This is a genomic window from Streptomyces sp. NPDC057565 (assembly GCF_042801455.1).
GTDB classification, from domain to species: domain Bacteria; phylum Actinomycetota; class Actinomycetes; order Streptomycetales; family Streptomycetaceae; genus Streptomyces; species Streptomyces yanii.
Map to the genome: position 1 here is coordinate 37,317 of NZ_JBHVFU010000027.1, position 13,344 is coordinate 50,660.

The 13,344-nt window shown below is 69.0% G+C and carries 5 protein-coding genes and 4 pseudogenes; all 9 read left to right on the plus strand.

What is annotated here, in order from left to right; genetic code table 11:
* Positions 1-298: 298 nt before the first annotated feature.
* Positions 299-570, plus strand: a pseudogene (locus tag ACFU8W_RS32635) (sugar phosphate isomerase/epimerase family protein); the annotation flags it as partial.
* 78 nt (positions 571-648) lie between these two features.
* A complete protein-coding gene (locus ACFU8W_RS32640) occupies positions 649-1,800 on the plus strand; it encodes an inositol-3-phosphate synthase (protein ID WP_384044852.1) in 1,152 nt (383 codons plus the stop codon).
* A pseudogene (locus ACFU8W_RS32645) lies at positions 1,797-3,161 on the plus strand (TIM barrel protein); the annotation flags it as partial. The gene ACFU8W_RS32640 and the pseudogene ACFU8W_RS32645, both read left to right, overlap by 4 nt.
* 148 nt (positions 3,162-3,309) lie before the next feature.
* Entirely contained in the window at positions 3,310-3,528 is a 219-nt protein-coding gene (locus tag ACFU8W_RS32650; RefSeq protein WP_384044975.1) for a TIM barrel protein, read from the plus strand.
* Between the two features lie 411 nt (positions 3,529-3,939).
* Positions 3,940-9,714, plus strand: a complete 5,775-nt coding sequence (locus ACFU8W_RS32655; protein WP_384044855.1) for a ThuA domain-containing protein — start codon at positions 3,940-3,942, stop codon at positions 9,712-9,714.
* A 136-nt stretch (positions 9,715-9,850) separates the two neighbouring features.
* Positions 9,851-10,573 carry a hypothetical protein gene (locus ACFU8W_RS32660; RefSeq protein ID WP_384044858.1) on the plus strand — a complete coding sequence of 241 codons (723 nt, stop codon included), beginning with the start codon at positions 9,851-9,853 and terminating at the stop codon, positions 10,571-10,573.
* Positions 10,573-11,160 carry a hypothetical protein gene (locus tag ACFU8W_RS32665; protein ID WP_384044861.1) on the plus strand — a complete coding sequence of 196 codons (588 nt, stop codon included), beginning with the start codon at positions 10,573-10,575 and terminating at the stop codon, positions 11,158-11,160. The genes ACFU8W_RS32660 and ACFU8W_RS32665 overlap by 1 nt, the downstream gene beginning before the upstream one ends.
* Before the next feature lie 211 nt (positions 11,161-11,371).
* Positions 11,372-11,944 (plus strand): annotated as a pseudogene (locus ACFU8W_RS32670) (IS607 family transposase).
* A 29-nt stretch (positions 11,945-11,973) separates the two neighbouring features.
* Positions 11,974-13,233, plus strand: a pseudogene (tnpB, locus tag ACFU8W_RS32675) (IS607 family element RNA-guided endonuclease TnpB); the annotation flags it as partial.
* Positions 13,234-13,344 lie beyond the last annotated feature (111 nt).

The window sequence follows — 13,344 nt, forward strand, 5'->3', positions numbered from 1 at the left end:
GGGCACCGTGGCCACGGCGCCTCCCAAGGCAGACGGGATCCCACATCCTCTCCCCGCCCCGCTGAACCTCCGTCCCCTGTCTGGCTGTTGGGAGACGGCAACCTCGGTGCGTTGCTGCAGTGCCGCCGGCGCCATTTCAGGCGGACGGGATCCCTCCCCCGGCCTGACCCACATCCCCAGGAGGCCCCTGTGCCGCGGTTATCTTCCGAATCGGCGCCCCTCCTCGTCATGCGAGGAATCGTCAAGCAGTTCCCCGGCGTGCGCGCCCTGGACGGTGTCGACCTCGATGTGCGTGGGCGACGGCCGCCGCGGCCGGCTCTCGTCGCACCTGCCCTGGGCAGATCTGCGCCGGGGCTGGGACTTCGTGTCCACCGGGCGGGGGACGTGCCGTGGGAGGACTGTTTCCGCGCGCTCAACGCGATCGGCTACGACGGCCCGATCTCCATCGAATGGGAAGACGCGGGGATGGACCGGCTGCACGGCCCGCCGGACGCGCTGGCGCTCATCCGCGCCTACAACGCGATCACCCCGCCCTCCTCGGCGTTCGACGCCGCCTTCTCCACTGAATGAACCGCCGCCGGACGGCTGCCGGGCGCGCATCGCGGTCGGCAACCGTCACTCGGGCACGCCCACGTGAAGGAGAGTCAGATGAGCACCGGAGTATGGCTGATAGGCGCGCGGGGCTCGGTCGCCGTCACGAGCATGATCGGAGCACTCGCGGTACGGGCCGGCCTGGCTGCGCCGACCGGGTGCGTCCTGGAGTCCACCGAACTGCGCGGCCGTGTCCGGCCCGGCATCGGCGACCTGGTCTTCGGCGGCCACGACATCTCCTCGGTCAGCCTGGAAAAGAAGGCCGAAGCACTGGCGGAGGCGGGAGTCGTCCCGGCGGCGCTGGCCGATGCCGTACGCGGCGAGCTGCTCGGAATCGAACAGGATGTACGGCCACTCCCGGCCGCCGCCACGCAGGCCGAGGCGGCCCGCGCCATCGGCGCCGACCTCGACCGCTTCGGGCTCAGGTACGGCCTGGACCGCATTGTCGTGATCAACATGTCGTCCACGGAGCCCGCTCCACCGGAGCACCCCGCCCATGCCGATCTCGACGCACTGGGCGTTGCGCTCGCGGGCCCGGATCCCGTCCTTCCGCCGAGCGCGCTGGCCGCCTACGCCGCTCTGCTCGTCGGCTGTCCCTACGTCGACTTCACCCCCTCGACCGGCGCTCGCCTGCCCGCGCTCGACCGGCTGGCCCGGGAACATGGCCTCCCGTATGCCGGGCACGACGGCAAGACGGGGGAGACGCTGGTCAAGTCGGTGCTCGCCCCGATGTTCGCCCAGCGCAACCTGACAGTGCGGACCTGGTCGGGGGTCAACCTGCTGGGCGGCGGCGACGGCGCCAACCTCTCCCGACCGGCCGCCAACGCGGCCAAGGCCGCGAGCAAGCAGCGCGTGCTCGCGGAGACGCTGGGCTACGCCCCGCAGGGTGACACCCGCATCGACTACCTGGAAGACCTCGGTGACTTCAAGACCGCCTGGGACCTGGTCACTTTCGAGGGCTTTCTCGGCACCCGCATGCGCATGGAGTTCACCTGGCACGGATGCGACTCCGCCCTGGCCGCCCCGCTGATCCTCGACCTGGCACGGCTGGCCGCCGCCGCCCACCGCGCCGGGCGGTCCGGTCCGCTCACCGAACTGGGCTTCTTCTTCAAGGACCCCCTCGGCCGGGTCCCGCACGGCCTGGCCGACCAATGGCGGGCGCTTCACGACCTCGTCGCCGCCCTCGACGCGCCGGAGGCCGCGCGATGACGTTCCGGCACGGTGCGCCGAGGGGTGTGGCGGTGACGGCGCTGCGGGACCTGCTCGAACTCGTCCGGGCGCCGGCCGCGCTGTCCGTGCCCGGCGACGTTGTCGCCGGGGCCGCCGCCGGGCAGGCGCTCGGCGGCCGGACCCTGGGCCTGGCCTGCTCCTCGGTCTGCCTGCACTGGGCGGGCATGGCCGCCAACGACTGGGCAGACCGCCGCCTCGACGCGGTCGAACGCCCCGAGCGGCCCATCCCCTCGGGCCGGGTGTCTCCAGGCACCGCCCTGACCGTCGCCGTGCCCCTGGCCGGCGCCGTCTGGGCGTACGACCTCCTCGCCAAGAACACCCCCGCGGGACCGACGTCGATGGCCCTGTGCCGCGGCCTCAACGTGCTGCTCGGGGCCGTCCCCGGTCGCTCGGGGCTCGCCGCGCTCCCGTCCGCCCTCACGATCGTCACCCACACCTACCTCCTCACGGCATTGTCCCGCGCGGAAGTCTCCGGCACGGACCGCCGCCTCCCCACCGCCACCCTGGCGGGCACCGTCGCGCTCGCAGCCGCTACCGCCGGCAGCCGATCCGGCGTTCCCGCCGTTCCTCAGGCCCGCCGCGGCGATGAGCCGGCGCGCGCGGCCCAGGCGCTGCTCGGTGCCTGGTATGCCGCCGAGTTCGGCATCTCCCAGGCCCGAGCTGTCGCGGAGCCATCCGCCGAACGCATACGAGTCGCGGTCACCTCCGGCATCGTCGGCCTACCCGCACTCCAGGGCGCCCTCGCCGCACGGGCCCGGGCCACCTCCACCGGTCTCGCCCTCGCCACGGCGGTCCCGCTGGCCCGCCACCTGATCAGAACTGTCACCGACATGATCAGATTCGTTTACGGCACCAACGGTTTCACCAACCACCGCCTCCCCGGCGCCCTCGAGGTCATCGCCGATCTCGGCTACGCCGGAGTGGCGCTCACCCTCGATCATCATCACCTCGCCCCCTACGCCGACGGGCTGGCCCCGTGCGTGGCGAAGGTCGCGGATCGCCTGCGCACCGTCGGTCTGGCCGTGGTCGTCGAGACCGGCGCCCGCTACCTGCTCGACCCCCGGCGCAAGCACACCCCGACCCTGCTCCACGACGACCGGGACACGCGGCTGGACTTCCTGCGCCGCGCCGTCGCCATCGCCGCCGACCTGGGCGCCGAGGCGGTGTCGTTCTGGTCCGGAGGGCGCCCCGCCCACACGGAGCCGTCCCTCGCCTGGAACCGGCTCGTGGACGGATGTGCGCAGGTCCTGGAGACGGCCCGGCGTATCGGCGTGCCGCTGGGATTCGAGCCCGAACCCGGGATGCTCGTCGAGACCATCGCCGACTGGCGCGCGCTGCACCAGGCGCTCGGCCAACCGGAAGGCTTCGGCATCACCCTCGACATCGGCCGCTGCCGCTGCCGCTGCAACGAGCCCGACCCGGTACCCGCCTGTGTCACGTCCATCGCGGACCTTTGCGGAGTATCTGGTGAACGTCCAGATCGACGACATGCGCCGCGGTACGCACGAGCACTTGGAGTTCGGCGAGGGCGAGATCGACTTCCCACCAGTGCTGTGCGCGCTCGACGACGCCGGCTACCGGGGCCTGGTCACGGTCGAGCTGCCCCGCCACGCGCACGCGGCCCTCGACGTGGCCGCCCGCTCGATCGGATTCCTCCACAGGGCCGAGCAGGTGTCCCTGCTCACGGCCGGAGGCGAGGCATCGTGACGACACCCGACCGGCTGCGGGCCGCATTGCGCGAGACGCCGGGAGCGGCCTCGCTGGATACCGCGCTCGCCGCCGCGGCAGAACGTCCCGAGAGCGTCAGCCAGTCCTTCCCCGCAGCGGGACGGCCGATGAGGCCGCACGGGCGCTGCTGCTGGCAGGGCTTCCCCTGGACTGCGCCGCCGCGACCTGCGAGCCCGCTCCGGGCCGGGCGCGCTGATGGTCGGCTGACCCTGATCGACAGGTCGGCCGACGCCGCGAACGCGACGGACCGACCGCACGGTTCCCCTTCCTCCCATCACGGCGACGCCACCTGTGCGCCCGCTCGGTCGTCAGGGTGACGCGTCGCCATCACTCGGTCCCATCCACCCCGATCCGATGAGTTCGAAACTCATCTCAACCAGAGGAGTTGTCTTGACAGTTCAGAGATATCGCGCCTTAAGACGGGTGGCCGCGACGATGGTCCTGGGCCTCATCCTGCCCTTGCTGTCACTGCTCGCGGCGCCGGCACAGGCGGCAACGGCGGGAACCGCCGCTGTGGCCGACACCTTCAAGGTGCTCGTTTTCTCCAAGACCACCGGATTTCGGCACGACTCGATCCCCGACGGCATCGCCGCGATCCAGAAGCTGGGCCAGGACAACGGCTTCGGGGTGGACGCCACCGAGGACTCCGCGAAGTTCACAGACGAAAACCTCGCGCAGTACGAGGCCGTCATCTTCCTGTCCACCACCGGAGACCCGCTGGGTACGCAGGAGGAGAAGGATGCCTTCCAGCGATACATCGAAAAAGGCGGCGGTTTCGTGGGCATCCACGCGGCCGCCGACAGTGGATACAACTGGCCGTGGTACGGCAAGCTCGTAGGGGCGTACTTCAAGTCGCACCCGGCGATCCAGCAGGCCACCGTCACGGTCGAGGACCCGGCACACCCGTCCACCGCGAATCTGCCCACGTCATGGAGCCGTACCGACGAGTGGTACGACTACCAGGCCGACCCCCGCAACACCGTGCACGTGCTGACGTCACTCAATGAGAAGTCCTACTCCGGCGGCACCATGGGAATCGACCACCCGAACACGTGGTGCCAGGACTACGACGGCGGCCGTTCGTGGTACACGGGGCTCGGTCACACCAAGGAGAGCTTCACCGAGCCGCAGTTCCTGAGCCTGCTCCTCGGCGGTATCAAGACCGCCGCGGGCGCGGTGAAGGCAGACTGCTCGGCTTCGCAGACCGGCAGCTTCGAGAAGGTCACCCTCGACGACAACACATCGAACCCGATGATGCTGGACATCGCTGAGGACGGCCGGGTCTTCTTCATCGACCGGATGGGCGAAATAAAGATCATCAAGCGAGCCGGCGGCACGGTGTCGGCCGGCAAGCTGAACGTGTTCACCGCCAACGAGAGCGGGTTGCTCGGGCTGGCGCTGGACGGCAACTTCGCCACCACCAACTGGGTGTACCTGTTCTACTCGCCTTCGGGCGAGAACGTCGACCGGCTGAGCCGGTTCACCGTCAAGGGCGACACCCTCGACATGTCGAGCGAGAAGAAGGTCCTCGACGTTCCGGTGCAGCGGGCCGAGTGCTGCCACCACGGCGGTGGCATGCTGATAGATCACAAGACCGGTGACCTGTGGATGGCCACGGGTGACAACACCAACCCGTTTGCCTCCGACGGCTACACGCCGATCGACGAGCGGTCCGGCCGCGAGGCATGGGACGCTCAGCGCACCTCGGGCAACACCAATGACCTGAGCGGCAAACTGCTGCGGATCCACCCCGAGGCGGACGGCACCTACACGGTGCCGCAGGGCAACCTATTCGCGCCGGGAACGGCGAAGACCAAGCCAGAGATCTACGGCATGGGATTCCGCAACCCCTTCCGCATCGGCCTCGACCCCAAGACCGGAACTCCCATGGTGGCCGATTACGGCCCCGACGCCGGGTCTGCGAGCGCGACGCGGGGCCCGCAGAACACGGTCGAGTGGAATCTGATCACCAAGCCGGGCAACTACGGCTGGCCGTACTGCACCGGCAAGAACACCGCATACATCGACTACGACTTCGCCGCCAAGACGTCCGGATCGGCGTTCAACTGCGCCGCGCCGGTCAACAACTCGCCCAACAACACGGGCCTGACCAATCTGCCGGCGGCGACCGCGGCCACCGTCTGGTACCACTACAACGCCGACGCGCAGAACTTCCCCGAACTCAGCGGCGGCGCTCCGATGGCCGGTCCGGTCTACCGCTACGACCCTGACCTTCAGTCGGACGTCAAGTGGCCAGGCTACTGGGACGGCAAGGCGATCTTCGCCGAGTGGAACAGCAGCAAGATGTTCTCCTTCCAGCTCGACGGGGACGCCGGTAAGCCGGTCAAGATCAATCAACTCCTCAAGACCATGGCCTTCAAGAAGCCCATGAACTTCAAGTTCGGTCCGGACGGCGCGTTGTACCTGATCGAGTGGGGATCCGGGTTCGGCGGCGACAACGCCGACTCCGGCATTTATCGCATCGAGTACGTCAAGGGCAACCGGCCGCCCATCGCCCGTGCCTCGGCGGACAAGACCGACGGACCGGTGCCACTGGAGGTGAAATTCTCCAGCGAGGGAACGCGGGACCCGGACGGCAAGGCACTCACTTACGCCTGGGACTTCGACAGCGACGGAACCGTCGACTCGACCGACCCCAACCCCACGTACACCTACACCAAGGCGGGCCAGTACAGCGCGGTCCTGACGGTGACCAATGCCGAGAAGAAGACCGCGACGGCGAATGTGGCGGTCGTGGCGGGCAACACCCGGCCGAAGATCACCTTCGACCTGCCGCCGAACGGCGGCTTCTTCGAGTTCGGCGACCAGGTGAAGTACAAGGTCACGGTCACCGACCCCGAGGACGGCACGATCGACTGCGACAAGGTCCAGATCCAGGCGATCCTCGGCCATGACAGCCATGGCCACCCCCTCGACCAGCACAAGGGCTGCGAGGGTGTCCTGCAGACGCTCGCGGACAGCGGTCACGGCACCGACGACAACCTGTTCTACGTCATCGAGGCCACCTATACCGACAACGGCGGCCCCGACGGTGCGAAGGCGCTGACCGGACGCGGTCAGGTCACCTTGCAGACCAAGCGCAAGCAGGCCGAGCACTTCACCGAGAACGGCCGGGTGGCGGACGGCAAGGGTACCGACGCCGCGGGCGTACAGACGCAGCCCACGGGGGACTCGGCTGGAGGCAATCTGAACATCGGGTGGACCCAGGACGGCGACTGGTGGTCGTTCGCCCCGGTCAACCTGACCGGCATCACCGGCATCCGGCTGCGGGCCGCATCCGGCGCCTCCGGCGGGACCGTGCAGGTCCGGCAGGGCAACCCCGAGAACGGGACGCTGGTCGGCTCGGTCAACGTGCCAGGCACCGGCGGCTGGCAGACCTACCAGGATGTCACGCTGAACCTCACGAACCCGCCAACGGACACTGGACCGTTGTACTTCGTCGTACGCAAGCCGGCGAACGTGGCCGACAACTCCTACCTGGTCAACGTCAACTGGGTCGACTTCATCGGTACCGGAGCCACGGCGAACCAGCGCCCGAAGGTGACCGTCTCGGCGAACCCGACATCGGGCACCGTTCCGTTGAAGGTCGACTTCACGGCGTCTGCCACCGACCCCGACGGTGACACGCCACTCACCTACAAGTGGAACTTCGGGGTGAACGGAGCCCCGGAGCCGACGACCGCGAACGCGAGCTACACCTACGCCGCGCCGGGAACCTACACCGCCACGGTGACCGTGACCGACGCCAAGGGCGCGGCAACCAAGGGGCAGGTCTCCATCAAGGTGGATGCGCCGAACACGGTGTGTCTGTCCGGTCGTTCCGACGACTTCCTCGGGACGGAGCTCGACCGCGGCCGCTGGTCGGTCATCAGGGAGAACCAGAACCTCAAGGTCGCGGACGGCAAGCTCGTGATCCCGACGTCGAACACCGACCTTTACGGAGCGGGCGGCAACACGTCGAACATTGTCGTGCAGCCGGCGCCGTCGGGAGCCTGGACGGCCACGGCCAAGGTCACCCTCGACGCCCGTGACACGTATCAGCAGGCGGGCCTGGTCCTCTACGGCGACGACGACAACTACGCCAAGATGGTGCTGCAGGCGCGCGGCACCAACGATCACGCCAACCGCATCTTCCAGTTCATCCGAGAGGAGAACGGCAAGCCGAACGAGGTGGCGCAGAGCAACACGGCCGCGCTCGGGGACGCCTACCCCGACACCGTGTACGTCCGGCTTGTCAGCGACGGCACCAACCTGACCGCCTCCTACTCGGCCGACGGCATCACGTTCACCGCGATGCCGCAGACAAAGCCGCTCGCCGGGATCCAGACCCCGAAGATCGGACTGCTCTCCCTGTCCGGCACCGGCAGCCACCCGGTGATCGACGCATCCTTCGACTGGTTCCAGATCACCCCCGACGACACGGCGACCACGCCGAAGCCGGACGACGAGTTCGACGGCACGGCGCTCGACGGCTGCCGCTGGAACGCGATCGTGCGGTCCGACCCCTCGGCCGTACGGGTGACCGGCGGCAACCTGGAGATCGACACCTCGAAGGGCGACATCTTCGGGACGGGCAACACCGCGCCGAAGAACTTCATCCTGCAGAAGGCACCGGACGGTGACTGGACGCTGGAGACCAAGATCGACGCGTCGGCGTTCAACCAGGCCTACCAGCAGGGCGGGCTCATGGTGCATGCCGGGGACGACGACTACGTGAAGTTCGACTTCATCACCGACAACGCCCCGGGTTCGGGGGTGCAGCGCAGGCTCGAACTGCGCAGCGAGGCCGGCGGGGTCGTGCAGCAGCCGCAACCGCAGGTCACCTCGCTCCCCGGCGGCGTGTGGTGGCTGCGGCTGAAGAAGGAGGCCGACACCTTCCACGGGTACTACTCCTCCGACGGCGCCAAGTGGACCGAGATGGCTACGAACGGAACGCCGGCGCCTGTGAAGAACGGCAAGGTGGCGAGTGGCGCGAAGGCCGGTGTGTTCGCCTTCGGCGCCGACCAGACGGAGTCGAAGACGGCCAGGTTCGCCTACTTCCACCTCTCCCAGGACGGCACCGGAACCGACGACAAGACCGCGCCGTCGACGAGCGCTGCGACCGCCCCGGCGCAGCCGGGGAGCGGCTGGTTCACCGGTCCGGTCACGGTCACGCTGACGGCCGCCGACGAGGCGAACGGCAGCGGGGTCGACCGTACCGAGTACCAGCTCGACGGCGGCGCCTGGACCGGCTACACCACCCCGGTCACCGTCTCCGGCGACGGCTCGCACACGCTGGCCTACCGCTCGGCGGACAAGGCGGGCAACGTCGAGAAAGCCAAGACCCTCGCGGTCAAGGTGGACGCGACGGCGCCGATGACCACCGCGGAGTACGCCGCGGGGAGCGACGACGGATGGCACAACCAGGCGGTGCCGGTGAGCCTCACCGCGAAGGATGAGACGTCCGGCGTGGCGGGTATCCAGTATTCCCTAGACGACGGCCCCTGGACGCCGTACACGGACGTGGTCACCGTTTCGGGCGAGGGGCAGCACGAGCTGCGCTACCGCTCGACCGACAAGGCGGGCAACGTCGAGAACGTCAAGGCCGTGACCGCCAAGATCGACACCAAGGCCCCGACCGTCCTCATCTCCGGTGTGGCGGCCGGCGAGAAGTACGGCGACAGCCAGGACCTCGGCATCGGCTGGAAGGCACTCGACTCGGGGTCCGGCGTCAAGTCGGTGAACGGAACGCTGGACGGCAAGCCGTTCGAGTCGGGAACGGACCTGGCGCTGTACGAACTCCCGCTGGGCGAGCACACGCTCACTGTCACCGCCACCAACAAGGCCGGCAACCAGACCGTGCAGGAGGTGACGTTCTCCGTCGTCACGTCAACGGGTGACATCGGCAAGCTGATCGACCGCTTCGAGGAGGCCGGGAAGCTCGCCGACAAGAGCGCGCACACGCTCCGCAGCAGGCTCGCGAGCGTCCGCGACGCGGAAGCCAAAGAGAAGGACAACGCCAAGATTGTCAAGGAGCTGGAGAAATTTAGGGAACTCGCGGGCGACACGTCGGTCGTCACGGACGACCGGGTCCGAGCCGCGCTCGTCCGCGACGCCGACGCGCTGATCGCTCAGTACGGCGTCGGCTCGAAGGCCGCACGATGAGCGAGGTCAACCTCCTGGAGGGCACCACCGGACGCGATCCGGCACCTCGCTGAATCCCTTGCGGGTGCCCCCGCGACACGCGTCGCGGGGGCACCCGCCCTACCCCACTGTGATCAGTACGCACGCCCATCGGGAGGTGGCGGCCATCAGCCGACACAAGACAGTGATGGTGCCCCGGCCCTCGGCGGGAGGCCGGGCGGCGGCGGAGGCCCGGCATGCGACCCGACGACGGCTGTTCGCGCTCGCGACCGCGTTCACGCTCGGCGCCCTCCTCACGGGCGCCCTGATGTTAGCGGTGACCCGGCCGAGCTCCACCGAGCGGTCGGTCGAGCGGCTCCAGGCCGAGGCCGCCCTGCGGGACAAGGAACAGATCAAGGCGCTCACCGAACTGGCCCGCACCACCCGCGACCGGGTCACTTTCGTGCTCGACGGACTGGAGAAGGCCATGCCCACCGAACCGCCCGCCGGAGGCGGCACCGGGCCCGTCGCGGCGCCCCCGACCGACGTCGCACAGTGGCGGCAGGCGGCCGCCGCGGCCGTCAAGGGCTTCGCCGACCCGCCTTCCGGCGAGACCGCCACCAACGTGGCACGCTCCAGTCTTGCCTCCGCCGTACGCCAGATCGCCACCACCGTCGACACATACGCAAGCTCGCAGGCACTCACCGGGCCGAATCGCGAGACCATGACGGCTCTCGCCATCCGGCAACGCGCTGATGCGATCTTCACCTGGTCCATCGGCGCCACCGCTCTTGACGCGGTGAACGTCGACGCGGGTTACGGGCACCAGCACGTGTTTCTTCCGGCCTCACCCGGCAGCGGGGCACTCACCACCGATCCCGAACACGAAGGAAGCAATTGATGAACCTTGCACCGAGGAACAGCGCAGTGGCCGTCCTGCTCGCCGTGATCGCTCTGCTGCTCGGCGCGCCTGCGGCTTCCGCCCACGGCGGACCGATCTCACTGGAGGTGACCGGAGACGGTGGCCACGGCGTCAACGTGCTGGCCACCTGGAAGAAGGACCGAGACCCCGTCGAGGAAACCGTCATCGGGACGGTGACCGCGACCTCCACCGACGGCCGTTCCTTCGGACCGGTCAAGCTCGTCTCGGCGTCCGAGGGACGGAATCTCTACCGCGCCGCTCAGCCGCTGCCGACCGGCAGGTGGCGTGTCACGGTGACTGCGGCCGAACCAGTGAAGGCGAAGAAGACGGTGGACGTGACCGCACGAGACATCCCCGCACCTGATCCGTCGCAGGCCGCCGCAACGGATCCGGGAGGTCCGGCCGGCTCGTCGCTTGCCACGATCGTCGTCATCGGGGTGGGGATCGCGGCATTGGCGGTGGCCGGTGCCGTGGCCGGGAGGCGCATGCTCCGTCGCAAGCCGCCGGTCGTCCGGAACCAGTCCGGGCCTCGTACGGGGAAGCGGGCGCACGCGAAGGACTCGTAGTGGGTTGACATCGGTCCTGCCGACAGGGCATCGCGCGCCATTGGCACGAATCACCGCGCTGGTGGCGCGGACAAGGCCGGTTCGGCCGAAGGCGCCGCCCACATTAGCGGAAGACTCCCGACGGCTTTGTCATGTTGTTGGGTGTGGGGCGAACAACAGTTCCCACTTTTTTCAGTAGATATCCGCCATCCTCTGTAAATAGCCTGATGTCGTGAAGTGGTCAGCGCGTAACAGTGTGCACTACCAGACTGTGTGGACCTGGGCGTAAGGGGGCCGTATGCGGGTCCCGGTCGTCCAGACGCCGTCGGGTACGTGGCTCGTGCCCGAGCCCGCCCCGCCGGCTGCGGGACGGGTCGTGACGTACTGCCGTGTCTCGTCCGGTGACCGGAAAGCGGACCTGGAGTGTCAGGTCGCCTGGACCGTGCAGGGCGCAACGGCTCGGGGGCTCATGGTCGCTGACGTGGTGACGGAGGTCGGCTCCGGCTTGAACGGGTGCCGCCGCAGGCTGCACCGGCTGCTCGCCGACCCGGGTGTCGGCACGATCGTGGTCGAGCGCCGCGACCGTCTCGCCCGGTTCGGCGTCGAGCACATCGAAGGAGCCCTCTCGGCCTCGGGGCGGCGCCTGGTCGTCCTTGACCCGGCAAAGACCGCCGACGACCTCGTACGGGACATCACCGAGGTCCTGACCTCGATGTGCGCACGCCTGTACGGCCGCCGCTCCGCGAAGAATCGCGCCGCCTGGGCCGTCGCCGTCGTCGCCACCGGCGAAGAGGTGGCCGGGTGAAAAAGTTCAAGCCGCAACCGGGCTTCGTCGTGAAGGCGCACAAGCTGGCGCTGGATCCGAATGCCACGGCCAACCGCCACCTGCACTCGCACGCAGGTGCCGCGCGGGCCGCGTACAACTGGGCGGTCGCGTACGTCACTGCCGTGTGGTGGCAGCGCAAGGCCGAGCAGTCGTACGGCATCCCCGAGGACGAGCTGACCGAGTGGCGGTCGTGGACGCTGCCCTCGCTGCGGAAGGCGTTCAACGAGGACAAGCACACCAACCCGCGCTTCGCCGGCTGGTGGGAGGAGAACTCCAAGGAGGCATACAACACCGGCCTGGCAGGCGCGTCGGCCGCGTTCGACAACTACGCGAAGTCGAAGAGCGGCAAGCGCAAGGGGCGCAAGATGGGCATCCCGCGCTTCAAGCCGAAGCGGAAAGCGCGCCTGACCTGCCGGTTCACCACCGGAACGATCCGTATCGAGCCTGACGGTCGACACGTCACCCTGCCCAGGATCGGCACCGTCCGCCTCCACGAGGACGCCCCCCACCTGCGGGCCCTCGCCGACGCCGGGAACATGCGGATCCTGTCCGCGACCGCACGTCTTAACCGGGGCCGCTGGTTCGTGTCGCTCCAGGTCGAGGAGAAGCACGCGCTGGTCAAGGTTGCCCGCCCTGATGCAGCGGTCGGCATCGACCTCGACATCAAGACCCTCGCGGTCCTCGCGGACAGCGACGGTGTCCTTGGCGCAGAACCCAACCCACGCCACCTCGACCGCGCACAGAAACAGCTGCGCCGCGCCAGCCGTGCCGTCTCCCGCCGCTGGGAGAAGGCCAACCAGGCGCGGAACAAGATCCATCACCGGGTCGCGAACCTTCGCGAGGACACCCTCCACCAGATGACGACCCGCCTCGCCTGCGAGTACGGCACGATCGTCATCGAAGACCTGGGCGTCGCCGCAATGGGCCGCAACCGGCGTCCGTCCCGCCGCGTCGCGGACGCCGCGTCCGGCGAGATCCGACGCCAGCTCACCTACAGGACCCGCCGGCGCGGCACGCGACTCATTGTCGCCGACCGCTGGTACCCCTCCTCGAAGACCTGCTCCCGCTGCGGTGCGGTGAAAACCAAACTGCCCCTCAGCATGCGCATCTTCGAGTGCGACAACTGCGGCCTCGTCCTCGACCGGGACGCCAACGCCGGACACAACCTGGTCGCCCTCGCGACCCGCACCACAGATACCGGAGCGGCCGGAGACCTGGACAACGCAGTCGAGGCGAAGTCGAAGCCCCGTGGAGCCGACCGGAAGACCCGCGTCACCCGCCCACGCCGCAAGGCCGGGACGGGGCGGGCAAGTGGCGCGATTCCCAGCCCCCGGGCCGGGAAGGAAACGGGAGACCGTCAACAGGACACCGGCGCGAAC

What these genes read in the sequence shown, in the direction of transcription:
- ACFU8W_RS32640 (WP_384044852.1), top strand. Translation starts at nt 649, where the DNA reads ATGAGCACCGGAGTATGGCTGATAGGCGCGCGGGGCTCGGTCGCCGTC.
- ACFU8W_RS32650 (WP_384044975.1), top strand. Translation starts at nt 3,310, where the DNA reads ATGCGCCGCGGTACGCACGAGCACTTGGAGTTCGGCGAGGGCGAGATC.
- ACFU8W_RS32665 (WP_384044861.1), top strand. Translation starts at nt 10,573, where the DNA reads ATGAACCTTGCACCGAGGAACAGCGCAGTGGCCGTCCTGCTCGCCGTG.